The 24,714-nt window shown below is 68.6% G+C and carries 24 protein-coding genes; 16 read left to right on the top strand and 8 right to left on the bottom strand.

The annotated features are described in order from the left end of the window. A partial coding sequence (locus GRC12_RS04285) for a hypothetical protein (protein WP_208777450.1) occupies positions 1-231 on the top strand: 231 nt, incomplete at its 5' end. A 186-nt stretch (positions 232-417) separates the two neighbouring features. Here the strand turns inward: GRC12_RS04285 and GRC12_RS04290 are convergent. The 4 genes from GRC12_RS04290 to GRC12_RS04305 all read right to left on the bottom strand — a co-directional run bounded on the left by GRC12_RS04290 (position 418) and on the right by GRC12_RS04305 (position 2,896). Continuing rightward, entirely contained in the window at positions 418-966 is a 549-nt protein-coding gene (locus GRC12_RS04290) for a hypothetical protein (protein WP_208777451.1), read from the bottom strand. Then, positions 963-1,244 (bottom strand): hypothetical protein, encoded by a 282-nt coding sequence (locus tag GRC12_RS04295; protein ID WP_208777452.1) that lies wholly within the window; start codon positions 1,242-1,244, stop codon positions 963-965. The genes GRC12_RS04290 and GRC12_RS04295 overlap by 4 nt, the downstream gene beginning before the upstream one ends. A 20-nt stretch (positions 1,245-1,264) precedes the next feature. Continuing rightward, on the bottom strand, positions 1,265-1,954 hold the full coding sequence (locus tag GRC12_RS04300; RefSeq protein WP_208777453.1) for a 4-carboxy-4-hydroxy-2-oxoadipate aldolase/oxaloacetate decarboxylase: 690 nt from the start codon (positions 1,952-1,954) through the stop codon (positions 1,265-1,267). 192 nt (positions 1,955-2,146) lie between these two features. Then, positions 2,147-2,896 (bottom strand): PIG-L deacetylase family protein, encoded by a 750-nt coding sequence (locus GRC12_RS04305; RefSeq protein WP_208777454.1) that lies wholly within the window; start codon positions 2,894-2,896, stop codon positions 2,147-2,149. A 688-nt stretch (positions 2,897-3,584) separates the two neighbouring features. Here GRC12_RS04305 and GRC12_RS04310 point away from each other — a divergent pair. The 4 genes from GRC12_RS04310 to GRC12_RS04325 all read left to right on the top strand — a co-directional run bounded on the left by GRC12_RS04310 (position 3,585) and on the right by GRC12_RS04325 (position 7,432). Continuing rightward, positions 3,585-5,246, top strand: a complete 1,662-nt coding sequence (locus tag GRC12_RS04310) for an ATP-binding protein (RefSeq protein WP_208777455.1) — start codon at positions 3,585-3,587, stop codon at positions 5,244-5,246. A gap of 44 nt (positions 5,247-5,290) precedes the next feature. Beyond that, positions 5,291-5,938, top strand: a complete 648-nt coding sequence (locus GRC12_RS04315; protein WP_308286472.1) for a response regulator transcription factor — start codon at positions 5,291-5,293, stop codon at positions 5,936-5,938. A 359-nt stretch (positions 5,939-6,297) separates the two neighbouring features. Further along, the gene (locus GRC12_RS04320) at positions 6,298-6,582 is read left to right on the top strand and encodes a protocatechuate 3,4-dioxygenase (RefSeq protein WP_244372005.1); all 285 of its coding nucleotides are present in this window, start codon (positions 6,298-6,300) and stop codon (positions 6,580-6,582) included. After that, positions 6,575-7,432: a class III extradiol dioxygenase subunit beta gene (locus GRC12_RS04325; RefSeq protein WP_208777458.1), complete on the top strand. Its 858-nt coding sequence runs from the start codon at positions 6,575-6,577 to the stop codon at positions 7,430-7,432. The genes GRC12_RS04320 and GRC12_RS04325 overlap by 8 nt, the downstream gene beginning before the upstream one ends. 159 nt (positions 7,433-7,591) lie before the next feature. On the opposite strand, the gene GRC12_RS04330 is transcribed toward GRC12_RS04325, so the two are convergent. From GRC12_RS04330 to GRC12_RS04340, 3 genes are all read right to left on the bottom strand, one after another. After that, complete coding sequence (locus GRC12_RS04330; protein WP_208777459.1) at positions 7,592-7,867, bottom strand: muconolactone Delta-isomerase family protein; 276 nt, start codon at positions 7,865-7,867, stop codon at positions 7,592-7,594. Positions 7,868-7,899: 32 nt separating this feature from the next. After that, positions 7,900-8,607 (bottom strand): alpha/beta hydrolase, encoded by a 708-nt coding sequence (locus GRC12_RS04335; protein WP_208777460.1) that lies wholly within the window; start codon positions 8,605-8,607, stop codon positions 7,900-7,902. A 304-nt stretch (positions 8,608-8,911) separates the two neighbouring features. Beyond that, positions 8,912-9,310 (bottom strand): winged helix-turn-helix transcriptional regulator, encoded by a 399-nt coding sequence (locus tag GRC12_RS04340; RefSeq protein ID WP_208777461.1) that lies wholly within the window; start codon positions 9,308-9,310, stop codon positions 8,912-8,914. A 422-nt stretch (positions 9,311-9,732) separates the two neighbouring features. Here GRC12_RS04340 and GRC12_RS04345 point away from each other — a divergent pair, with 422 nt between their 5' ends. From GRC12_RS04345 to GRC12_RS04370, 6 genes are all read left to right on the top strand, one after another. After that, complete coding sequence (locus GRC12_RS04345; RefSeq protein ID WP_280117414.1) at positions 9,733-10,500, top strand: nuclear transport factor 2 family protein; 768 nt, start codon at positions 9,733-9,735, stop codon at positions 10,498-10,500. A gap of 40 nt (positions 10,501-10,540) precedes the next feature. After that, positions 10,541-11,326, top strand: coding sequence for a nuclear transport factor 2 family protein (locus GRC12_RS04350; RefSeq protein ID WP_244372007.1), 786 nt, complete (start codon positions 10,541-10,543; stop codon positions 11,324-11,326). Between the two features lie 121 nt (positions 11,327-11,447). Next, the gene (locus GRC12_RS04355; protein WP_208777463.1) at positions 11,448-11,849 is read left to right on the top strand and encodes a GlcG/HbpS family heme-binding protein; all 402 of its coding nucleotides are present in this window, start codon (positions 11,448-11,450) and stop codon (positions 11,847-11,849) included. 72 nt (positions 11,850-11,921) lie between these two features. Beyond that, positions 11,922-12,998 (top strand): amidohydrolase family protein, encoded by a 1,077-nt coding sequence (locus GRC12_RS04360; RefSeq protein WP_208777464.1) that lies wholly within the window; start codon positions 11,922-11,924, stop codon positions 12,996-12,998. Then, on the top strand, positions 12,998-13,429 hold the full coding sequence (locus tag GRC12_RS04365; protein ID WP_208777465.1) for a metal-sulfur cluster assembly factor: 432 nt from the start codon (positions 12,998-13,000) through the stop codon (positions 13,427-13,429). Before GRC12_RS04360 ends, GRC12_RS04365 begins: the two co-directional genes overlap by 1 nt. Then, a complete protein-coding gene (locus GRC12_RS04370) occupies positions 13,429-14,466 on the top strand; it encodes an alpha/beta hydrolase (protein ID WP_208777466.1) in 1,038 nt (345 codons plus the stop codon). Before GRC12_RS04365 ends, GRC12_RS04370 begins: the two co-directional genes overlap by 1 nt. Positions 14,467-15,286: 820 nt before the next feature. Here the strand turns inward: GRC12_RS04370 and GRC12_RS04375 are convergent. Continuing rightward, positions 15,287-17,419 carry a glycoside hydrolase family 36 protein gene (locus tag GRC12_RS04375; protein ID WP_244372008.1) on the bottom strand — a complete coding sequence of 711 codons (2,133 nt, stop codon included), beginning with the start codon at positions 17,417-17,419 and terminating at the stop codon, positions 15,287-15,289. 193 nt (positions 17,420-17,612) lie between these two features. Between GRC12_RS04375 and GRC12_RS04380 the strand changes: the two genes are divergently transcribed. The 5 genes from GRC12_RS04380 to GRC12_RS04400 all read left to right on the top strand — a co-directional run bounded on the left by GRC12_RS04380 (position 17,613) and on the right by GRC12_RS04400 (position 24,626). Continuing rightward, positions 17,613-18,683 (top strand): LacI family DNA-binding transcriptional regulator, encoded by a 1,071-nt coding sequence (locus GRC12_RS04380; protein ID WP_208777467.1) that lies wholly within the window; start codon positions 17,613-17,615, stop codon positions 18,681-18,683. Positions 18,684-18,773: 90 nt separating this feature from the next. Beyond that, complete coding sequence (locus GRC12_RS04385) at positions 18,774-20,084, top strand: ABC transporter substrate-binding protein (RefSeq protein ID WP_208777468.1); 1,311 nt, start codon at positions 18,774-18,776, stop codon at positions 20,082-20,084. Positions 20,085-20,161: 77 nt separating this feature from the next. After that, the gene (locus GRC12_RS04390) at positions 20,162-21,118 is read left to right on the top strand and encodes a carbohydrate ABC transporter permease (protein ID WP_208777469.1); all 957 of its coding nucleotides are present in this window, start codon (positions 20,162-20,164) and stop codon (positions 21,116-21,118) included. After that, entirely contained in the window at positions 21,115-21,969 is an 855-nt protein-coding gene (locus GRC12_RS04395) for a carbohydrate ABC transporter permease (RefSeq protein ID WP_208777470.1), read from the top strand. The genes GRC12_RS04390 and GRC12_RS04395 overlap by 4 nt, the downstream gene beginning before the upstream one ends. Positions 21,970-22,085: 116 nt before the next feature. Beyond that, positions 22,086-24,626, top strand: coding sequence for a CBM35 domain-containing protein (locus GRC12_RS04400; RefSeq protein ID WP_208777471.1), 2,541 nt, complete (start codon positions 22,086-22,088; stop codon positions 24,624-24,626). The last annotated feature ends 88 nt before the right edge of the window (positions 24,627-24,714 follow it).

Raw genomic sequence — 24,714 nt, forward strand, 5'->3', positions numbered from 1 at the left:
ACAACCGACGGCATCCGCGACCTCCCGGGGAACGACGACCCGACAGGCCACCACTCCCACGGAACCAACACTCCTACCCCTGACCAGCGGAAACGCGTCGATCACGTCCGGAAAGACAACACCTTCTTACACGTCACGTCGACGCAGCAGGACCGCGGCACTCGCGACCGCCGCCACCGTCCAGGCGAGGAGGACGCGCAGTCCGGTGCCGGGGCTGAGGGTGTCGTCTGATGAGGCTGGTGGTGAAGCTCTGCCCAGCTTCGCTGGGGAGGTACTGCGCCTCGTCTTTGCCACAGTTTCCCAGCAGCTGGCCGAAGATGATCGGCACGACCAGGATCAGAGCCAGGAAGGTGACCAGGGCGCCCGGTGTGTTGCGTACGAGCCAGCCCACCGCGCCGCAGAGCACTCCGATCAGGGTCAAATACAGGGCAGTGCCGAAGACCACCCAGGTACGCCGGAATCAGTCAGGGAGTAACCGGTGCGGTAGTGCGAGAGCAACCCTTGTGAGGACAGGAAGGCCACGACGACCGCCACTGTCATGGTCACCCCGACCACCGTGACGAACACCAGCGCCTTGGCCCATACGGTGGGCAGCCGCCGGGGTACCGCGGCGAACGTCGAGCGGATCATCCCCGTGCTGTCCTCACTGGAGACCACCAGGACGCCCAGCGAGCCGATCAGCAGCTGGGCCAGGAGAAAACCCTGCATCGTCGACGACTGGGCGAGGTCTTCCGGATCGATGCTCGGCGTCACATGCCTGGTGTCGCAGGCGACGATGAGGCCGATGCTTATCACAGCGACCACGGCCGCCGCCAGAATGGCCCAACTCGACCTGAACGTACGGAACTTGATCCACTCCGAGGCCACCGCACGCGGTACGGACACGGGTTCGCTGGCCACCTCGGAGCGCACGGGCCCCGCCGCCTGGCCGGCAACCATCTCGGTGGCCGGGGTCCGCACGCTCATGTTGCCTCCTTTGCGCGGTGCTCCACGGAGTCCTCGGTCAGCGCCATGTAAGCCTCCTCCAACGACCCCGTCTGGGGGGCCAGTTCGTACAGGATGACATTCGCCTTCCGCGCCACCGTCCCGATGTCGTCGCTGGTCAGCCCTTCGACCTCGAAGGCGTGGCCGCGGTCGTGGGCCGCACCGCCTCGTTCACGATCGCGCCTTCTGGTGGTGTGAGCGCGCTGGCGCAACCCGCCCGTCCGTATCAGCACTGGCTGGTCTTCGACCTGCTGATGCACGCTCCGGTGGAGGACTTCGACTATGCCTGGTCCACGTAGCTGATGCCGAGGTCGGCCAGCCGGTCGCGCAATCCGTAGTAGTCGACGCCGAGTTCACCCGACCTCAAGACGGCCCGCGTAGCGGCTTCCTTGGCGATCCGCTCCTCCGCCCGCAGAGCTGTCCGCTCGGCCTCCTCGCGGGGCACCACCACGACACCGTCGTCGTCGGCGACGACGACATCACCGGGGGAGACCAGTACGCCGCCCAGTATCACCGGCACGTTGACCGAGCCCGGGGAAGCCTTGACCGTGCCCTGGGCGGAGACGGCGCGTGCCCAGACGTGGAACCCCATGTCGCGCAACTCGGCCGTGTCCCGGACCCCGGCGGCGGATACCAGCCCGATGACGCCTCGCGTGGCAAGGGACGTCGCCAGCAGCTCGCCGAACATGCCGTCCGTGGACGGCGAGGTGGTGGTCACCACTAGGACGTCTCCAGGCCGGCACGTCTCCACGGCCGCGTGGATCATCAGGTTGTCCCCCGGGTGCGAACTGACTGTGACGGCGGGCCCCGCGATCCGTACGTTGATTTGGTTAGGCCGCAGCTCGGTCCCGGCGAGGCCGCGGCGGCCCATGGCCTCGTGGACTGTCGCCACACCGGCCTTGGCGAGCCGGGCGACGAGACCCGGATCGGTTCTCGCGATGTTTCTTACGACGACGTGACGGCCGGACATCGGCCCCTCCAGATGGACGGTTCGGACAGGTATCAGTCGGTTCCAGGGAAGCCGACGACTGTGCGGCAGGAGGCGGAGTCACACGGTGCGGCGTGCAGACCCGCGTCGTCCTGTGGCCGCGTCATCGGGGCCGGGTCACCGAGGTGCACCCAGATGCCGGTGCCTGCGACGCATCGCCGCCGGCCGTCGTCGTCAGGCCAGAACGTCCACGGTCTGGGGATACAGCCGGACGTACGCTTCGGCCATGGTCGTGTGGGCGAGACCGAGGTTGGGGCCGGCGTTGCGCTTCAGCTGGACGCCACGTCGCTTCGCCAGGTCGGTGTAGTAGTCCCACATGTGCTGCTGTGCGGCGAGGCACTCCATGGCCTTGCGCTTGCGGTCGAAGACAAGGGTGATGTCGAGGAGCACGTCGGGCTTGAAGTCGCACTGCTCCGGCTGGTGCGGCTCGAAGAAGAACACCGGCGGGGCGCCGAGCGGCTCGCCGGGGGCGTCATACCCGATCGCCTGAGCGAGGATGCGGGCCTGCAGCGCCATCCGGGCGGCGGCGGGATGGTCGCCGTTGTACGGGTCGACGAGGGTGTGGGTGAGGACCACCGCCGGGTTGACCTCTCGGTACGCATGCACGATGCGGTCCACGAGCTCCGGCGTCTCCGACAGCGGGTAGTCTCCGGCGTCGAGGAAGTCGATCTCCGCACCCAGCGCCGCCGCGGCACTGGTCGCCTCGGCGCGGCGAAGCGCCTTGATGTCGTCGAGTCCGAGGCCTTCACGCCAGGCTCGGGCGGACTCGCCGCGCTCGCCGAAGCTGAGGCACAGCACCTTGGCCCGCTGTCCCCGCTCCGCCGCCAGAGCGAGGGCGCCGCCGGCCCGCCAGACGAAGTCCCCGGCGTGTGCGCTGATCACCAGCAGCGGGCCGTCGGCCGGGGGAGAAGCGGTTGTGCTCATCAGGGCTCCAGGGGTTCGCGGGGGAGAGGCCGGCAAAGGCCGTGGTCGACGATCCGGCAGTGCAGCCGCCGAACGGTCCCACGGACCCGAGCCGAGGGGGAGTCATCGGCCCGGGCTCGGGGGTTCGATGCCCACGCTAGACGGGAGCTCCCTGCGGCGGAACGCGAGCAATGACTGGTCAGACCGGGCGCTTCGACCGGCGGAGGAACAGGTCAAATGACGTAGGGCGGGCCAGAGTCCCGACTCTGCCGATGGCTGCGTGATGTCGGGTCAGAGCAGGACGCCGGCCCGGTCGTGCGTCCCGGGGATCGGACAGTCCTTCGCGAGCGGGTCGTCCATGGGCACGCCGCTGTGCGTGGCTGACATGAATGTGCCTACTTACACCATTGCCGGTGGTGACCCATGATGTGGTACACACAACAGGTAACCGGAGGTTCCGCTGGAGGAGTCCAGGGTCGAACCATGGTGAACCCGGATGTCGGCGTGACCCGCGCCTGGTGCTGCTCGGAGTCGGCAACGCTCGAGCATGGATTCGCTGCAGGACCACAGCCGGGATGCGCCGGGGGCTTTGCAACCGGTGAGGCGGGGGCAGGCACTGGGTTGTGCCGTTCGCTGGTGCACGTGCTTGGGCTCATGGTCGTGACGCGGGTCGGCGGACCTGCCGGATCCACGGGCGGAAGGGGCTCGTATGGCCGGCCGACGACGGGGAGGCGCCAAAACCCTGGAGGCGGCGGATGAGGGGGAGCGGGCGGCCGGGAAGGCCGTGGCGTGGTCCTGCCTTGTGGAACACGCGCCCGACGGGCTCGCCGTCATCGACGAGTGGGGCCGCTTCGTTCAGGTCAACGAGGTCGGAGCTGCTCTTTGCGCCTGCCCGACCGAGGAACTGATCGGCGGACGTGCGCCGTTCGTGCTCGCCCACGACTCGTCGGTCGACCGGCTCGGCCTGTTCGACGATGGTCCGGACGAACAGGTGTGCACCTTGGTCACGGAGAGCGGAGACCGCCGCGAGTTCGCCTACCGGACTCGTTCCGTGCCGGGCTGTCCGGACCGGACCGTGGTGGCTTTCCGTGACGTGAGTGCCGAGTATCGCCGTCGGCGCCGGATCGTCGCCATGGCCCGGACGGCGGCGAAGCTGGCGTCGGAAGGCTCGATCACCGACATTCTTGACGCGCTCGCCTGCGAGGTGCTGGGTGCGGACATGCTGGCCGCGGTTCAGATCATGACGCTCGACGAGTCGGGGGAAAGCCTGCAGATCATGGGTACGGCGGGGTTCCCGCCCCGGAGCGACTTCTTCGCCCTGATCATGGAATGCCGTGACCGCGGTGCCACGCTGCACATGACCGAGGCCATCGAGCGCGGGAAGCCTGTCGTGGTGCCGGACCGCGGAAGGGCCGTCCTGGCCGACCCTGCCTGGGAACCTCTGCACGATCATCTCGGCACACGGGAATGGGACTGGTTCGCGAGTGTTCCGTTGATGATCCGCGGCCGGGTGACCGGAGTCCTGAATGCCTTCTTCGCCCCCGGGCAGATCGTCGGACGGCGCACGCTCGAGTTCCTGGAGGCGATGGCCGACCAGGCCGCCGTCGCTGTCGACTATGCGGCTCTGCTGCGCAACGAACGGGAACTGGCCCGGCGGGAGGAGCGCCGCAGGCTGGCCCGGGACCTGCACGACTCGATCGTGCAGCAGGTGTTCTCCATCGCGATGCAGGCCAAGTCCATGGCGGTGCTCGGCGCTCAGGCGGACGCTGTTCCGGGCGAGAGCGTGCGGCGGATCGCCGACGAGGTCGGAACGCTGTCGCGGACGGCGCTGACCGACCTGCGCGCGATGGTGCACGAGTTGCGTCCCCCGCTGTCCACCGAGCTCGGCCTGGAGGAGGCGGTGCGCGCGTTCGTGGAGAGCACGTCGAACCGTACGGGGCTGCGCTTCGACCTCGCCTTCGGCCCAGGCCTGGAGCAGATGGCGGCGGAGACCTCCGAGGACGTTTACCGGATCGTGGCCGAGGCCGTCCACAATGTGGTCAAACATGCGGAGGCCGACTCCGTGACGCTGCGGATGGGCGTACGGGGTCACACGCTGACCGTGACCGTCACGGACGACGGGAGCGGCATGCCCCCCGGACACGCCACGCACACTGCTGACACCGGCGCAGGCGGAGGCTACGGGCTGAGCAGCATGCGGCAGCGTGCGGAGCGGTGGGGCGGCACAGTGCGGATCGGCCGTCGCAGGGGCGGCGGGACGTCGGTACGTGTGGTGGTCCCGCTGCCCCTCGCGCTTCCGCCGACTTCGGACGGCGGTGCGGACGGCGGCAAGTTCGGCTCGGCGGACCCGGCGAAGGGCCTGACGTTGTGAGAGGCACTCGGCGAAGTGACACAGGGACGAGGGCTCACGTGCGAGTGATGATCGTCGATGACCATGCGGTGGTCCGCCGTGGCATACGCGCCTATCTGGAGGTTCTGGATGACTTCCAGGTCGCCGCGGAGGCGGCGGACGGGCAGCAGGCCCTCGACCGGTTGCGGGAGATGTCCACCCACGGGCAGTTGCCCGACGTCGTGCTCATCGACCTGCTGATGCCGAGGATGGACGGCGTGGCGGCGACCGCGCACATCACCGGTGACCACCCGGGCGTCAAGGTCGTGGTGCTCACAAGTTTCGGGGAGATGGAGCGCGTGCACGCCGCACTCGCGGGCGGGGCGTCGGGCTATCTGCTCAAGGACGCGGAGCCGGAGGAGGTCGTCGCCGCGTTGCGCGCGGCGACGCGTGGCGATGTCTTCCTGCACCCTTCGGTGGCCCGCGGCCTGACCCAGGAGATCGTGTCGCCGTCCACCGGGCTCAGCGCCCTGACCAGCCGGGAGCGGGACGTGCTCATCCTGGTCGCGCAGGGCTGCTCCAACCAGGAGATCGCCGACGAGCTCGTGATCAGCGAGCGGACGGCCCGTACGCATGTCAGCAACGTGCTGCGCAAGCTGCAGCTGACCTCGCGCACCCAGGCGGCCCTGGTCGCGGTTCGCCAGGGGCTCGTGCCGGGACAGCAGCCGGCCTGAGAGCCTGGGACGCCGGCGAACCGAGGCAGACAGATACGGCTGTGCGCCGGTAGCACCGCTGACCGGGCAGGGTGGTGCTTCCCATCCTGGTCCGGCCGTCCACACCCGCGTACGTCGCCCGATGGGGCGGCGGACTGAGTCCGTCATTTGTCTCACTGCACCCTCGACAGGAAGCCCGCCCAATCGGGACATGAGGGCGATGACCCGCGGGCGACCGCGATCTACGGTCGTAACCGATCGCCCCGGCCGCGCACCAGCGCGCAGCCCGAGTCAGGGAGCACCACATGACAAGCCGGAGCAGGCTGGATCCGCCGTGGACCTACGTCTTCGACGGCCCCACCAGTCTTCGTGGACACCAAATGAACAAGCTCTTCATGTCTCTGCGCGATGCGGCTGCCCGCGAGGACTTCCTGCGCGACGAGGCCACCTACTGCCGACGGTTCGGCCTGTCGGAACAACAGGCGCAAGCGGTCCTGGCGCGTGACTGGCAGGCGATGCTCGACCTGGGAGGCAGCATCTTCTACATCTACAAACTAGCGATGATGGACGGGCTGTCCATGCAGTATCTCGGCGGTGTCTTCACCGGCATGTCCGAGGCCGAGTTCAAAGCCGTGATGCTGGCAGGAGGGCGCACCGATGTCTGAGGTGATCTGGGGACTGGCCACGTCACATGTGCCCTCCATCGGGGCCGCGATGGACCGCGGCAGGACGGCGGATCCCGCGTGGGCACCACTGTTCGAGGGCTATCGGCCGGCTCGTGCCTGGCTGGAGCGCCACACACCGGACGTGGCGATCCTGATCTACAACGACCACGCCAACGGCGTCGACCTGGACATCGTGCCCACCTTCGCCATCGGCACCGCGGAGCGGTACCGGGTGGCGGACGAGGGCTTCGGCCGACGTCCGGTGCCCGATGTCGTCGGAGCTCCCGAATTCTCCTTCCACCTCCTGCAGCAGTTGATGGACGAGGGATTCGACCTCACCGTCTTCCAGGAACTGGACGTCGACCACGGCTTCACCGTGCCGCTGTCGGTGTGGACCCCCGACCCGGGCGACGCCTGGCCCTGTCCGGTCATCCCCATCCTGGTCAACGTCATCCGCTACCCGCAGCCGACTGCTGCACGGTGCTACGCGCTGGGAAAGGCTCTGGGCCGGGCAATCGCGTCCCACCAGGGGGCCCGTACGGTCGGCATTCTCGGCACCGGTGGCATGTCCCACCAACTGGCCGGTGCCCGGGCCGGGTTCGTCAACCCGGACTTCGATCACATGTTCCTCGACGCCATCGCGAACGACCCGGAGAAGCTCGCCTCCCTCAGCCGCGAGGACTACATCCGTGAGGCCGGCTCCGAAGGGATCGAGCTGATCATGTGGCTCATCATGCGCGGCGCGTTGAACGAGCGGGTCCGCACGGTGCATACGGCCTACCATGTGCCCGCATCCAACACCGCCGCCGGCCTTGCCCTGTTCGACAACCGCACCGAAAAGACGAACTGACCAGGCCCTCACGACGTTCGCACGTGGCGGGCGCCGGCCGGCCTCTTCCAGGTGGTCAGGCGGCGGGCGCCGTTCGCCGGTGTGCGCTGCGTCGAGAAGTGCCGCACGGCTTTGGCCGTCCGTCAGGAATCCGTTCTCGCGCCCGCGGTGCCGCGGCGGCTACCTCTCCTGTGGGTGGGTGGCCAGCGCTTCCACTGTGACGTCCATCCACCGCCACATGGGCAGTGAGATCAGGGCGTCGTGCAGGGCCGCGGGGTCCTCGGCCTCGTACAGGCCGATGGTGGCGTTGCGGCCGGGGACCCGCCAGAGCCGCTTGAGGACGCCTGCCTCGCGCAGCTTCATGGCGCGCTCCCGCTCGTCCCTCCTCAGCTGCTCACGGACGTTGTCCGGGGTGTCGACCGGTAGCCGGTTCTCGGCGCGGACCAGGAACTCCATCGAGGTCTCCTCTCGGTGGCGCAGGGGGATGATCAGCGGGCAGCGATGTCCAGCAGCAGGGCGGCCAATGCGTCCGGGGCCGTGACCATGGCCTCGTGGCCGGTGTCGATCTCGTGCACCGGCCAACCGCGAGCCGCGGCACGCTTGGCCTGCCCGCTGAAGACCCGCATCCAGTCCACGCACTCGATGAACGCCGCCGGAACGAGCTCGGCCCCACCGGTCAGCCACAGCGGTTCGGTGTACGTCAGCCAGGGATGCGGTGTCAGCCGAGGTGACAGCCAGTCGAGATCGGCCTTCTCACTCACGCCGAGCCGCTCCAGCGGCCGCACCGGGATCAGCCAGCCGAACCCGGGCCCGGAAACGGATTCGCGATAGTGCTGTGCGACCGTCGCGGGAAGGAGGTCGATGGCGGCGTCGCCATCACCTCCCACGAACGCGTCCAGGTGTATCCGCATCGACAGCCGCTCCGGCACCCGGTCGGCGACCCCCGTCACGACCTGGCCGGCATAGCTGTGTCCCACGAGGACGACATCGCGGGCATCGTGCGCCTCCAGCAGCGCGACAACATCCTGGACATGCGTGGACAGCCCCACCTGCGGGCTCAGCAGATGAGCGCGGTCGCTGAGGCCGGTGAGCGTGGGGGCGTGCACCTCGTGCCCGGCAGCACGCAGTGCGGGCGCCACGCGCTGCCAGGCCCAGCCGCCGTGCCAGGCACCGTGGAGGAGAACGAACGTGCTCATGCGCAGGCAGCTTTCTCGTGAGGCCGCCAGCGCGCGGGAGCAGAGCCGTATGGCATGGCGCGCTTCAGACCGGGGAGCGGGTGACTGAACCGACGCTAAGGAGCAGCAGGCCGCTTCGGGAACACGCGAATGACCGCTTTCCGGGCGGCGGCTTGTCCTGCTGTGTCTACGTCATCCGTCGCGTGTACCGGCGGAGCGTCGCCGCCGCTGTTTGGACTGTGGCGCGGCACGGTGTTGGCCGGCATCCGTCACCAGTGGGAACGACCAGTTCAGAGCGCTGGGCACGGGCACGTCATCAGGGTCGTCATGAACGTGCGTCGGCGTCGGCGCCCTGGTCGTGGCGGGCGCGGGCTTCGCGGATGTCGCCGCGATGCGCCACGGCCCATTCGTGGAGCGCGGTGATGGGGACGAGCAGGGTCCGGCCCAGTTCGGTCAGTTCGTAATCGACCCGTGGCGGCACGGTGGCATAGGCGGTACGGCTGACGAGGCCGTCGCGGACCAGTGCGCGCAGAGTCAGGGTCAGCATCCGCTGGCTGATCCCGTCGATCTCGCGGTGGAGTTCGTTGAAACGGTGGGTGCGCTCACCGAGCAGCACGACGACCAGGGCGCTCCACTTGTCGCCGACCCGGTCGAGCACCTCACGGATCGGACAGTCCTTTTCGAGAAGGTCGTCCACAGGCACACCGCTGTACGTGGCTGACATGAAAGTGCCTCCTTACGTCTTCGCCGATGGTGACTCATGATGAGGTTACGCACAAGGGGTAACTGGGGTCCCGAGGTGCGAGACCGCCTCCGCGAGGTGTTCGTGACATCTCCGGTGAATCTCGCCGACTCGGATTCGCTCGCGTACTCGGCTTCATCTCGTCGTGCCGCAGCCGCCCCCCGAACTCCCGACGCCCAACGGCCTGGATCAGTGCCTGGCACAGACGGCCCGCAGCAAGGAAAGAGAGTCCTTCCATGCCCATCCTCGAGAGCCGTACGAGGACGTTAACCCGGATACTCGTGGCCGCGGCCACGGCTGGCGTTGTGTCGGTCGGGGGCGTCACGGCTGCGGTGGCGTCTCCCCAGCAGCCCTCCGCCACCTCGGCGCAGGTCGGCAGCGCTAGGACCGCGGCGAACAAGGCAATGGTGGTCCACTTCATGGACCAGCTGTTCAACCACGGCAATCTCGCCGTGATCGACAGGTTTGTCCGGCCCGACTACATCCAGCACAACCCGAACTCTCCTGATGGCCCTGATGCGCTGCGTCGCTTGGTGACCGGACTGCGGGCCGAACACCCGCAGTTGCATGTCACCGTCCAGCGGGCTATCGCCGAGGGAGACCTGGTCCTGCTGCACTCCCACTCCGTGTCGGAGCCCGGCGACAAGGGGGATGCGATCGTTGACATCTTCCGGATCCAGGACGGCAGGATCGCCGAACACTGGGACGTGATCCAGCCGGTCCCGGACACCACCGTCAGCGGCAACGACATGTTCTCCACACTGAGCGCCCCACAGAGACAGTGGCCGGACCCGAGCGTGTCCACCGCCGCGAGCAAGCGGGTTGCTACGGCCATGTTCAACGAGGTGACCCAGGACCGGGACGCCACCGCCCTCGACCGGTACGCCGTGGACCCCTTCTACCAGCACAACCCGCAGTCCCCGAACGGCACGGCGGCAGCCAAGGCGTTCTTCTCGTCCGTCCTGGAGAACCCCGGCTTCAGCGTCAGCGTCAAGCGAGTCATCGCCGAGGGCGACTACGTCGCCTTCCACGCCCTTTACAAGTTCGCCCCCAACGACCCGGGTAACGCGGTCCTCGACCTGTACCGCGTCCGCGATGGGAAGGTCGTCGAGCACTGGGACGTCATCCAGCCGGTCCCGGCGGCGTCGGCCAACGACAACACCATGTTCTAGTCCCGTTTACCTACTACGAGTCAGAAAGACAGGCACCACCATGTCCACTGAGAACAAAGAGCTGGTCGTCCACTTCTACAACGAGCTGTTCGCCAACGGCAATCTCGACGTCATCGACAAGTACGTCGGGGAGGAATACATCCAGCACAACCCCTGGGCCCCCAACGGCACCGAGGCGCTGCGCGGCTTCGTGACCGGCTTCCGCAAGCGCTACCCGGACCTGCAGTACGAGGTCGCGCGGGTCATCGCCGAGGACGACCTGGTCCTGCTGCACTCCCATGCCGTGGGTGAGCCGGGCACCAAGGGCCAGGTGGTGGTCGACATCTTCCGGGTTCGGGACGGCAAGATCGTCGAGCACTGGGACGTGATCCAGGACGTCCCGGACAGCACGGCCAGCGGCAACGACCTGCATTCCACGCTGAGTGCCCCGGCCAGCCAGTCCCCAGACGCGTCCAGCGCCGCGAGCAAGGAGGTCGTGTCGGCTCTGCTGGACGCGTTGCTCACCGACCGGGACGTCAGCGCCTGGGACCGGTATGCCGCCGATCCGTACTACGCGCACAACCCGAAGAACCTCAACGGTGTGGCGGCCGCCAAGGAAGCCTTCACGTCGGCCTTCGCAGCGTTCCCGGATCTCCGCATGGACATCAAGCGGATCATCGCCGACGGGGAGTACGTCGCGGTCCACCACACCTTCCAGATGAACGCGGACGACCGCGGGGCGGCCGTCGTCGACATCTTCCGGGTTCAGAACGGCAAGATCGTCGAACACTGGGACGTCTTCCAGCCGGTCCCGGAGAAGTCGGCCAACGACAACACCATGTTCTAGCCGTGGCCCGGGTCGGGCGGGCCGATGCCGGCCCGCCCGACCCGTCACCCCTCGCATTAGCAGCCGAAAAGCGCGAAAAAGACCGAGAAGGTCCGAGAAGGACACGCACGAGAAGGACGACATGAGGGAACCTCTGAGCTACGAGACCGCGCACCGTGCCGCCAAGGCCGTGCTGGAGGCCGCACGCGCGGACGGCCTGAAGGTGTGCGTCACCGTGGTCAACGGCAGCGGCGTCGTCAAGGTGGTGCTGCAGGACGACGGCGCCGGACCGATGGGCGTGGAGACCTCACGCCGCAAGGCCTACACAGCCGCGGTGATGCACATGCCGACCGCGGTGTTCGCGGAGTTCGCCAGGGACCCCCACTTGATCGACGCCCAGCTGCTGGCGATCCCCGGTGGACACCCGATCGTCACGGACGACGGCGAGACCATCGGGGGCATCGGGGTGGGCGGCGCGGACGGTGCCACCGACGACCGCCTGGCGGCGCAGGCGCTGAAGCGCATCGCGGAGCTGCTGGCGTAAGCGTGGCGGAGCACCGCACAAGCAACTCGAACGACCCCCGCACATCGAAAGCAATCGCCAAAGGAGCCGACAGTGATCGATGACACCCTCGTGGTCGAAGGTGTGGCGCATGACTACAACTTCCTGCCCGAGAACTGCGTCGACGAGGATCAGATAGGCCGCATGGTCGGCGAGCACATGCACCACCTGCACGGGCAATGGAGCGGCCCGGAATACACCATCGAGAAGTCGACGTGGATGAACCACGGTGCCGGCCCCGAGGTGCTCGGCCGGGCGATCCTGGCGGAGAGCCAGTCCGACATCGTGGTCTACCACGACACGCCGATCTACCACTTCTTCCACGACGGCGGTTCCCCGCTGGCCACCGGCCTGGCGATGCGCGAACGCTGGCCGAACCGGGTGTTCGTCTACGGCGCGGTGTCCCCGCTGCGGCCCGGCGCGGTGGAACGGGTCGACGAGCTCGTCGACGAACACCGGGTGAACGCGCTCAAGTTCTACCCGTACGACATGGTCGACGGGCGGATCACTGGCCTGGACATGGGTGATCCGAAGACGAGCTTCCCGGTGTACGAGCGTGCCCTGGAGCGCGGCATCAAGGTCGTCGCGGTCCACAAGGCACTCCCAGTCGGCCCCGGGCCGGCGGGCTCCCTGCGCGTCGACGACATCGAGGCAGCCGCGGCGGAGTTCCCCGACCTGACCTTCGAGATCGTGCACGGCGGGCTGGCGTTCGTCGAGGAGACGGCGCTGCTAATGGACACCACCCTCAACGTCGTGGTCAACCTGGAAGTGACCGCCTCCCTGGTGCGCACGGCCCCGCGCCGGTTCGCCAAGGCGATGGGGGCCTTCCTCGGCGCGCACAACGGCTCCCAGCGCATCATCTGGGGCACCGGCTGCCTCGCGGCCCACCCGCGCCCGCTGATCGAGGCGTTCTGGAACTTCGAGACGCCGCGGGACCTGGTCGAGGAGGAAGGCCTGGCGCCGCTGACCCTCCAGGCGAAGAAGGACATCCTCGGCGCCAACTTCCTACGTATGCACGGCATCGACGAGAAGGAGCTGCGAGCCCGGATCGCCGGCGACGAGTTCGACACCGACGAGCTGGCGACTGCCTGGGGAGGCAACGTGGAGCCGGCGCGGGCGGAGGCGGCGTGATGAGCGAGGTCACCGGGAGCCGGGCCTGGGAGGTCCTGACCGAGGCACGGGTCCGGGAGGTCCTCAACGAGATCGTCGACCCGTGCAGCAGCGTCGCCGGTGTCCCGGCTGGCATGGACGACATGGGCATGATCAACGAAGTCCGGTTCACCGACGACGGCGCGGACGGCCGGCGGATCGGTGTGAAGATCACCCTCACCGACCCCACCTGCATGCTGCTGGCCACCTTCGTCAACGAGACGCGTATCCGGCTGGCCGCACTGCCCGGTGTCACCGGCGTAGAGGTCTCCCTGGACCACGAAACGGAGTGGACCGAGGACCGACTCGCCCCGCACTACCGCCAGAGGCTCGAGGAGCACCGGGCGAAAAAGCGCAGGAGGCTCCTGCCGCTGACTCCGGTGGGCTCCGCGCGGAACAGAAAGGAGCCCTGATGAGCGACCCGACCGCGGCCTTGGCCGCACCCCAGGACGAGGCCGCGGTACGGGCCCACAACGCCAAGATCGCCCAGCGCTACCTCGAGGGTCTCAGCCAGGCGCCCAAGCCGGCCCTCACGCTCCCCCCGCCGGACGTACGGGTGATCCGCGACCTGGCATTCGGCCGCGCGGACGGCGCCGAGGACGGGACCGAGCTCCGCATGGATCTCTACCTGCCGACAGGCTCCCCTCTGCCCGCGCCGGTGATCGTGTGGCTGCCCGGCGGCGGCTGGCGGATGCAGCGTAGAGGGAATGGACCGAACCTGACCCGCCTTTTCGCGCAGCGCGGCTACGCGATGGCCGACGTCGAATACCGTTCCAGCGCGGTTGCCATCTGGCCCGCCCAACTCGACGACGTCACCGCCGCACTGCGCCACCTGCGCCGTATCGCGCCGGAGTACGGCCTGGACGTGGACGCGGTCGGCCTGTGGGGTAGCTCATCCGGAGGCCACCTGGCGCTGCACGCGGGCTTCGCCGGGGCACGCCCGGACCGCGAGGACCAGCCCGCGGTCCGGGCGGTGGTCGCGGGATACCCGTGTACCGACCTGCTCTCCGTGACCGAGGACGCCCTCCCCGGCGGCATCCTCGCCGACCAGGACCCAGACGACCCGTCCTGGGGCCTGCTGGGCGGACGGCCCGCCGACCTACCGGACCTCGCCCGCGATGCCAGTCCGGTTCACCACGTCGGCCCTGGCGTCCCGCCTGTCCTGCTGCTCCACGGTGACGCCGACCTGGTCATGGGTCCGGCACAGGCCCACAGGCTGTTCGACGCGCTCGTCGCCGGCGACGCCGAGGCCCATCTCCTCATGGTCCACGGAGCCGACCACGGCTTCCTGAACACGGGGGTCTGGGAGAACCAAGAGTCGCCGTACCGCGCCACCCTGCGGTCATCGCGAGACGCGGCCGGCACCAGGGAACGGGCCGCCATCCTCACCCCTGGCCTGATCGAGCGGTTCTTCGACAGACACCTGCGCCGGGAGCCCTGGGGCGACTGAAAACAGCCGAACCCCAAGTCTTCCGACCAGCGCCTGAGTTCCCTCGCTCGATCCCGAGGGGGCGGTCAGAGCTGGGACAGCCGACGCAGGACATCCCTGGTCGTTGCAGAGATCAGCGGGCGCCCATGAAGGCCGGAGAGCATGTCGGCGACAGCCTGTGTTCCGACGGTCCGGCGCACGGCATGTCGGCGGCTTCCTTCGACCAGCCGGTCAAGGCCTGCGTCGTCCGCGAGGGTTCAGCCGGTGGGCGATGTTCTCACGAAGCCGGACTTCCCACCGGCGGCTCTGGCTGCGGCGAGAGCCTTGCTCACGGCTGTCGCCAGGCCCCTGTGAACACGCTGCCGCCAGTTTGCGATCGGCGGGCCAGCCCAGCGGGCCCGGCGAGGATCTCCCTTACGCGCTGAGCGGACGGAGTGCCTCGGCGTAGCGTCCGGCTCCCGATCCGGGGGGCGAGCTTCGGCGTCCGCAAGCGACTCCCTGGCACCGGTACCATCAAGGACATATCGACGAAGTCGACGCCAGCATCCCTGGCGATCACGCCAAGATGCCGTTGCATTCCCGCAAAATCCTTGTTGAGATCGGCCCACAGCGAGCCGGGAGGCGTCCGGGCGACGCCCGCTCGGAGGGGCCTACAGCGGCGGAGGCGCTGTCCACGCTCAGCGCGGGATCGGCGTCCGTGACCGCTCCCGCTTCGCTGCCGGTGTCCACCACACCCTCGGGCGCTGGCGTGTTCGAGCCGTACCCGCGCGCCCGCGCAGGTCAGATAGCTCGCTAAGTGGTAAAAGTGGGAACACACCGTTGCCATCTTTCCCGCCAGTGCTCACTGTTCCGGGCGACTGAGACGCAGCAGGACTGCGGAGTTGGTGCGGGGCAGGGACACGGTGAGGGTTCCGTCGGCCGCGTCCCAGGTCGCCGTGGCGCCCGCGTCCCTCGGATAGAGCACTTCCGGGTGCAGGCGGCTACCCCGCAGGTGGGGAATGTGTATACCGCGGACGCCGGTGTCGGCGTTCTGCGCAGCCTCCTCGTCCGAGACCGCGTCGCGTCGCCACAGCGCGAGGTACGTCGCGGAGTCACCCCGCAGTCCGTGGGCGAGCCAGGAGTCCTCCCACCCGGGCAGGCCCAGCGGCCAGAACGGGCGGGCGGTAGCGATCTCCGGCCTGATGCGCTTGTACAACTCGATGGCCGAGCGCACGAGGGTGAGCTGCTCCTGGTCCATGCGGTCCAGGAAGCCGGAGAGGTGCACGCGGCCCAGCAGGGCGGTGGTCATCGTGAAGGCGATCGTGTCGAGGTCGAAGTGAGGTTGCGGGTAGGCCCACACAGCGGCCTGCTCGGGTGCCACCGCAGTGGCGGCCGCCGCCGCTATGGGCGGGTAACGCAACGGGTCCTGCTGGTCGCTGGTGGACTGCAACTGGGTCACAGCAAGCTGTGCGTAGTCCATGCGCAGCCCGCCCGAACCGCAGTTCTCCAGCACCAGGCCGGGATGCCGGTCGAGGAGTGAGGCGAGCCAGTCGAGGTGGGCGCGATGGTGCCCGAGCAGGCCGGCGCCAGCGCTTTCCGTGCCGTTCTCGGTGCCGGGGCCGGCGTTGATGTTGTAGTCGAGTTTGAGGTAGCCCACGCCCCATTCGCCGACGATGCGGTCCACGACTCGGTCGAGGTGGGCCCGGGCGGCGGGGTGGCGCAGGTCGAGGTGGTGGCGGCCGTGCTCAGTCAGCCGGACCCCTCCCCGCCGGAAGAACGCCTGGTCGGGCAGGGTCCGGGCCAGTGGGCTGCGTACGCCGACGACTTCGGGCTCCAGCCACAGGCCGGGTGTCATGCCGTGGCGGCGGATCGCGTCGAGGACTTCCTGGATACCGCCGGGGAAGCGCCGCCCGGCGGGTTCCCAGGCGCCCACGGCATCCCACCAGCCCTGCGCGTCGTCGTCGTACCAGCCGGCGTCGATGACGAACACCTCGGCTCCGGCCACCCCGGCTGCCTCGATGAGCGGCAGGAGCTTGTCGGTGGTGGGGTCGCCCATGAGGGTGTTCATGTAGTCGTTGTAGATCACGGGAAGCGCCGTGTGATCCGGGTGGACGCGGCGGATGTGGCGGCGGTAGGCGGTGAGCTCACCGAACGCCGCGTCCAGGCCGCCGCTGTGGGTGCGGACCAGGACGGCGGGCACGGTGGTGAACTCCTCTCCCGGGGCCAGCGTCTGCCGCCACTGATGATGCGCATCATCCGGTCCGAACAGGGCGAGGTAGGCGGCGCCCTCCCGTTCCCCGGTCTCGAAGCGCCAGCCGGCGCTGGACTCGATCTGCCAGAGCCAGGCGCCTCCGGCGCGGTCGGTGAGGGCGGCGAGGGGAAGGTGTCGGCCGGTCGACCAGGTGCCCTGGGAGTAGCGCTCGAAGCAGCCGCGGCCTTCGTGGCCGTGGGCGGACCTGTTCAGCGGGACGACCTGGTCCCGGAACGCGGCCTGGCGCCAGCGGCATTCGGCGAGCCAGTCGTTGTCCGCCCAGTGCAGGGTCAGGCCGTCGAGGCCCTTCTCCCCGTCGGTGATGCCACCGAGCGTGAGGGTGGACACGCCCTCCAGGTGCAGGGGGGCGTCGCCCTCGTTGACCAGCCGGACCTGCGAGCGCACGAAGCCCGCTCCGGGAACGGTGCTGAGGGTGACGTCGGCGGCGAGTCCGCTTTCCGGGTCGGCCAGCCGTATCGTGGTGCGCCGCCACATTCCGTCTTCGACCGTCTGGTGGCCGCGGAGGGCCAGGCGGCCACCGACGGTCGTGTCGATGAAGCGTTCTCCCGACCAGGTCCGGCCGTGCCCGGTGAGTATGACCTCGACGAGGGGGACGAGGCAGTCCCATGGGCGGCCGTCGGTGGTGAGTCTGACCGATCCCGAAGGGTCCGCCACGGCGCGCAGCCCGAGGGCTTCAGCGCTCCACAGCAGGGACTCCTGGGCGATCTCGGCGGCAGCTGTCAACGCGTTTTCCCTTCTGGGACAAGTGCTCGTTTCAGTGGCCCGACACAGGTCGTTTTAGGGGCAGTTGTGCAGGTGGCGTGTAGTTTCCGGTGGCTCTGCGGGTTGCCGGGGCAAGCCCCGCGTCTGTGCCGGATGGGTAACGCCGTGGTTGCGACCTCTTGACGGCCGTGTTGTGACCGCTCACAATCCTCGCATGGTTGTGACCGGTCACACAAGCTCCGGCGGCCCTGCTGATCCGCAGGGGAGCCAGCAGAAGCCCGCCAGTATCCGTGATGTCGCCCAGGCGGCCGGCGTCTCCTACCAGACCGTTTCGAGGGTCATCAACGACCACCCGAACGTGAAGGAGGAGACCCGCCGCCGGGTCGAGGAGGCCATCGAGGCCCTCGGCTTCCGGCGCAACGCCACCGCGTTCGCGCTGGCCAGCGGCGTCACGAAGACGGTCACGGTCCTGACGTCCAACACCGTCCTCTACGGTTACGCAGCCACCCTGCAGGGCCTGGAGGAGGCCGCCCGCGCCGCGGGCTACTCGGTCGGCGTCCGGGTCCTGACCCCGGAGGACGACCTGGACCGTACGATCGCCACCGCGGCCGCGGCCGGTGGCGGGCTGGTGGTGATCGGATTCGATCGGCTCGGCGCGGCGGCCCTGGACCGGGTCCCGTCCAACGTGCCCTGCGCCGCGGCTGTCGAAGCCCCGCCGCCGGGCCGTACACCTCCGCGTCCGGCGGTGTGGGTGGACGACCGTACGGCGTCCCGCGCCGCCACCGAGTACCTGCTTGACCTCGGTCACGAAACCGTCCACTATGTCGCGATTCCCGCGTCCACCGGCTCGCGGCGCTCGGCGGCACCCCGCGCCGAGGGCTGGCGGCAGGCCCTGGTGGCCGCAGGTGTCACCCCTCCGCCTCCCACCGGCAAGGGCTGGGACGCCCAGGCCGGTTACGACGCCGGCCGCAAGCTCGCCCGTGATCCTGGCGTCACCGCGATCCTGTGCGGAAACGACGACCTGGCCCTGGGCGTCCTGCGCGCCCTGCACCACGCCGGCCGGTCCGTCCCCGGGGATGTCAGCGTCATCGGCTTCGACGACGCCCCCCACTCGCAGTTCATCACACCCGCGCTCACCACGGTGCGCCTGGACTTCCAGGGGCTGGGCCGGTCCGCCTTCGGGCTCCTGCGCGGTCAGCTGGAATCCGACTTCCAGCCGCCCGAGCCCACGCTCGCCGGCCCCGAACTGGTCCGGCGCGAAAGCACGGGGAGCCGGGACGCATGATCCGGGCCCGTGTACGCCTCTGCTCCGCCTCCACCGTCACCCCCCTTCACGACACCGCTCCGCCAACCCTCGCTTGCCTAAGGAAGATCCATGAAAAGAGCCGTCTCCTCCCTCGCCGTCGTGTGTGCCCTCGGACTGGCCGCCACCGCCTGCAGTGACGCCACCGCCGGCAGCACCGGCGCCGCCCCGACCGGATCGGTCGACGCGACGGCGAGCCTGAAGGGCGTCAAGCTGACCATGTGGGTGGCGCAGAACAGCGTCACCGAGCCCAAGCAGGTCATCGACGCCTTCGAGAAGGCGACCGGAGCCACCGTCACCACCCAGGTGATACCCGACCCCTACGAGTCGAACGTCCCCACCAAGCTCGCCTCCGGCGACAAGCCGGACCTGATGTTCTGGCAGCCCACGGGCAGCACCCTGCCGTTCATCCAGCCGGCCAAGAACCTGCTCCAACTGGACAACGAGGACTGGGTCTCCAAGCTCGGCACGACCGAGCAGAGCCTCGGCCAGGTCGACGGCCACCGCTACGCCGCCATCGTCACCAGCCCGGCCTCGCTGGGCGTCTACTACAACAAGGACGTCTTCAAGAAGGCGGGCATCACCAAGATGCCCACCAGCTACGACGACCTCCTCGCCACCGCCGCGACGATCAAGTCCAAGACGGGCGTCGCCCCGTTCTTCGAGGTCGGCGGCGACAAGTGGCCGCTGCAGTGGCAGGTCCAGCTGCAGATGACCGACCTGCCGCAGAGCTTCTGGGACAAGCTCAACAAGAACCAGGCCAAGTGGACCGACCCGGTCATCGTCAACGCGATCAAGAAGTACAAGGCGAAGGTCCTCGACGGCGGCCTGGCGCAGAAGAACTACAAGACGGCCACCTTCGTCGACCAGGGCAAGGCCATCCTGGACGGCAGCGCCGCCATGGCCGTCAACGTCACCTCGCTGCAGAGCGAGATCCAGGCCACCGCCAGCACCGCCGAGATGGACCAGAAGCTGGGCTGGTTCCCCGTCTCCAACAGCTCCGCCAAGGGCCTGTACTCGCCCGACCAGACCAACGGTGTCGTCGCCTTCAACACCGGTGACGCCAAGCGGCAGAACGCCGCCCGGCAGTTCCTGTCCTTCTGGCTCGGCAAGGACTACCCGGCCTACATCAAGGCCAACAAGGTCGTCTCGGTGGAGCCGTCCGTACCCAACCCCGCCGGCCTTCCCCAGACCGCCATCGCCCAGGCCGACTCCCTCTCCACCGCGACCGGCGTGTTCCAGGTCAAGGCCCTGACCGCGCCCGACATGCACCTCGCCCTGGCCGACATGATCTACGGCAAGAAGACGCCGGAGCAGGTGGCGCAGGCCGCCGAGGACCAGTTCACGCAGGTCCTCAAGGCGCGCGGCGTGTCCGGCTTCTGACCCTCCGTCCCCTTCGCCAGCCCCGCCCCGGGCTCCCTCACCGCCGTACAGCCCGGGGCCACCCACCGGAGGTAGAAGTGGCGGACACAGCCACCCTCGGCGTCACCGACGTCCACCCCAGCAAGGAAGCGGGCCGTCCGTCCGGGCGCGCGCGCCGTCGCCGGCCGCGCGGCAAGCCCAACCAGCCGTGGTGGTTCGCCCTGCCCGCGCTCGCCGTGTTCGGCACCTTCTTCCTGCTGCCGAACCTGCTGAACTTCGTCTACCCGTTCACCGACTGGTCGGCGTTCCACCCGGACATCCACTTCGCCGGACTGTCCAACTTCCGCAGCGTCCTGCAGGACGGCTCGATGCTGAGGGACATCCGCATCACCGTCGAGTACGCGGTGCTGGTGGCCCTCTTCCAGAACGGTTTCGGACTCGCCCTGGCCTTGCTGCTGGAGCGCGACACCCGCTTCAACCGCTTCTTCCGCGCCGTGTTTTTCCTCCCGGTGCTGATCTCGGCCCTCGCCGTCGGCTACATCTTCCGCGCCCTGCTCGCCCAGGACGGCGCGCTCAACAGCGTCCTGTCCACCCTCATGGGACACCACGTCGACACCCCCTGGCTGGGGTCGACGACCTGGACACTGGTCGTGGTGACCCTCATCCACGGCTGGAAGTGGATGGGGCTGGCCATGCTGATCTACCTGGCCGGTCTGAAGAGCATGCCGGGTGACGTCCTGGAGGCCGCCCGCATCGACGGGGCAGGCGCCTGGCGCACCTTCTGGTCCATCAGGTTCCCGCTGCTGGCGCCGGCGGTGACCTTCAACGTCACCACCGCCCTGATCGGCTCCATGAACACCTTCGACATCGTCCAGGCAACGACCGCCGGCGGCCCGGGCAGCGAGACCGAGGTGTTCAACATCTACATGTTCCGTGTCTTCGGACAGGGCCTGTACGCGCAGGCGTCCGCGATGAGCCTGGTGCTGTTCCTCATCGTCGTCGTCCTGGCCGTACCCGTCATCGTCGGTCTGCGTCGCAGGGAGAACAACCAGTGACCGCCGTATCCGCGTTCGCCCCGGCACGCCCGAGCCTGCCGCGCTGGGTGCGCCCGGCCGTCGTCGTGGTCATCGCCGCCGTCACCATCGGCATCCCGCTCTGGCTCGTCGCGGTGACCTCCGTCAAGCCCCAGGCCGAGGCGATCAAGCCGAACCTGTCGCTGCCGCACCACGTGCAGGCCGCCGCCAACTACCGGCAGACCTTCGACCAGGGCAAGGTCATCCAGGGCTTCGTCAACAGCCTGCTGGTCGTGGTCCCCTCGGTCATCCTCGTCCTGCTGCTGGGCGCCGGTGCCGCATGGGTCTTCGCCCGCCGTACCGGCCGCCTGGTGGGCACCCTGTACGCACTGAGCATCAGCGGACTGCTGCTGCCGCCCGCGGTGATCACCATCGTCATGGAGCTGCGGCAACTCGGCCTCGCCGGAACCCAGTTGGGAATGATCGCGGTCTACACCGGGATGTACTTGTCCACGTCGATCTTCTTCATGACCGGCTTCATCCGCAACCTCCCCGAGGAACTGGAGGAGGCGGCACGCATGGACGGCGCGGGCCCGCCGAGGGTCTTCTTCCAGATCATCCTGCCCCTGCTGCGGCCGGTCATCGCCACCGCGACGATCATGGTGATGCTCTTCGCCTGGAGCGACATCTTCTACGCGTTCTTCGTCCTCGGCGGCGGCTCCAAGGCCACCCTGCCGCTCAACCTCTACCAGGTCGCCAACGCCCAGCTGTACCTGAACAACTGGCACCTGATCTTCGCCTACGTCGTGATGATGAGCCTTCCCATGGTGGCGGTCTTCGTCGTCGCCCAGCGCCGGGTCGTCGCCGGCATCACCAGCGGAGCCGTCAAGTAGCCCCGCGCCCCTGATCCCCGGGGCGTGACTCCCCGCACGCCCCGGCCTCTCACCCCTCGGTACCCCCGGTACCGCCCACGATCCTCCCGCAACGATGCGGTAGGCGGAGGACACGCATGCCTCGAACCAAGCACAGATCAGGAACAGTCCGGCGCCTGACGGGCGTTGCCGCCTTCACCGCCGTCCTGATCGGTACGGCCCTGACCGGCCCGGCCGCCCACGCGGCCAACCCCCAGCTCACCGTCGACCTCGGCCAGACCACCGGCGCCGTCATGCACGGCGCCAACGGCACCCTGTACGGCCTCAGCGACGACGGCGTCCCCGGTGACAGCCTGCTTGCTCCCCTGCACATGACCTCGATCGTCCAGAAGGCACCCGACGGCGCGCAGCACCCCAACGGTGACGCCCTCGCCGTCAAGTCCTCCTACGACCGCAACGGCGGCGGCGATGTCTACATCTACATGCAGGACATCTACGCCCAGTGGCCGTATGAGAACCTCGGCCTGAGCGACTACCTGTCCAAGGTCGACACCATGGTCCGCAAGGTCGCCGCGCGCTCCGACGCGGCCGACTTCGTGTGGGTGCCGTTCAACGAGCCCGACGGCAATTGGTACTCGGGGCTGGGCAGTTCCAACACGACCACCTATACCAACGCACGCAACAGCTTCGAGAGCGACTGGACCACCGTCTACAACAAGATCCGGTCGATCATCCCGAACGCCCGGATCGCCGGTCCCAACGAGAGCAAGTGGGACGCCCGCCTCATGGGCGACTTCTACCCGTGGGCCAAGGCCAGCAACGTGCTGCCGGACGTGACGACCTGGCACGAACTGGGCACCAGCTCCCTGTCCAACTTCGAGTCCCACCTCGCCGCCTACCGGACCATCGAAACGAACGCAGGCATCACCAAGCTGCCGGTCGACATCGACGAGTACGCCGGCCATCGTGACCAATCCGTGCCCGGTCAGATGGTCCAGTGGGTCTCGATGTTCGAGCGGAACAAGGTCTACGCCGACCAGGCGTACTGGGGCATCGCCGGAAACCTCAACGACAACAACGCCCAGACCAACATCCCCAACGGCAACTGGTGGCTGCTGCGCTGGTACGCGGGTCTGAGCGGCCAGACGGTCAAGGTGACGCCGCCACAGCCCAACACCGCCGACACCCTCCAGGGCATCGCGTCGCTGGACACCAGCCGCAAGCAGGCCCAGGTGCTCCTCGGCGGCGCCTCCGGATCCGTGGACACCGTCATCCAGCACGTACCGTCGTCGTTCGGCAGCAGTGTAAACGTCACGGTGGAGCGCACCGCCTGGAGCGGCTACGAAGGGTCGGCCGCCGCGCCGGGCGTGGTGTCCCGCACCACCGCCACTGTCGCCGCCGACGGCAGTGTCACCGTGCCGCTGACCGGGCTGGACGCCATGTCGGCCTACCGCGTCACCGTCAACCCCGACGGCACCGGGACGCCCACCGCGGCGAGCCTGCCCTGGTCTGCGTCGTACGAGGCGGAGAACGCCACTATCACCAACGGCTCGGTCTACACCCAGAGCGACCTCGCCACCTCGGGCGGCAAGGACGTCGGCAGCCTGAACCAGTCCACCAGCAAGGTCGACTTCACCGTCAACGTCCCGTCCACCGGAACGTACGACGTGAACGTCTTCTACGGCAACCAGTCCGGAGCACCCGCCACCCAGACCCTCACGGTCGACGGCGGCTCGGCGAAGACCGTCACCTACGGCTCAACCCTGAGCTGGACCTACCGCGCCACGGCGAGCGTGCCCGTGTCCCTCTCGGCCGGCACCCACACCCTGACCCTGGCCAAGGGCACGAACGAGGTCACCCTCGACAAGATCGACGTCACCGCCTCGCCCACCCCGGACCCCGTCTACCCGGCCACGTACGCCGACATCACCGGATCCCCGTCGTACGACTACTCCGCCTCGGGCATCAGCGGCGCCGGCGCCCTGGTACTGGGCTCCGGTGACAAGGCCGCTTTCGACGTCAACGCCCCGACCGACGGCTACTACACCGTGCACGCCGACTACGCCTCCACCGGCGCCGGCACCCTCACCCTGGACGGCGCCACCGCCGCCACCCTGGCGTCGACCTCCGGCAGCCTCACCGACAAGTCCATGAAGCTGTACCTGTCGGCGGGCAACAACCGCATCACCGCGACCGGTCCGGGCGCCGGCAGCCTGACCCTGCGAGACCTGCGCGTCACCGGAACGGTGGACACCACAGGCGTCTCAGCCTATGAGGCGGAGAACGCCACCCGCGCCGGGACCGCGGCGGTCTCCAGCAACACCTGGGCCTCCGGCAGCAAGGAGGTTGGCTACATCGGCAACGGCTCCGGCAACACCCTCACCTTCCAGGTGAACGCCCCCGCGGCCGGGCGCTACGTGATGAACGTGCGCTACGCCAACGACGAAGTCGCCGGCTCTGGCAACTACAACACCAACATCATCTCCAGGGCGGCGAACATCACCGTCAACGGCACCACCCAGACAGTCATGTTCCGCAACTCCTACAGCTGGTCGAACTTCTGGGACCTCCCCGTCCCCGTCACCCTCAACGCCGGCACCAACACGATCTCCTTCGGCAACTCGTCGGCGTACGCGCCCGACCTCGACCGCATCACGGTCGCACCGCTGAGTAGCTGATCGTAATGGACGGCCGGGGTTCTGGAGGGCCCCGGCCGGACCTTGAAAGTGCATTCCCTCGTTCGGAACTTCGAATGTCGTTCGACGT

The sequence above is a fragment of the Streptomyces griseorubiginosus genome (genome assembly GCF_017614965.1).
Classification (GTDB): domain Bacteria; phylum Actinomycetota; class Actinomycetes; order Streptomycetales; family Streptomycetaceae; genus Streptomyces; species Streptomyces griseorubiginosus_B.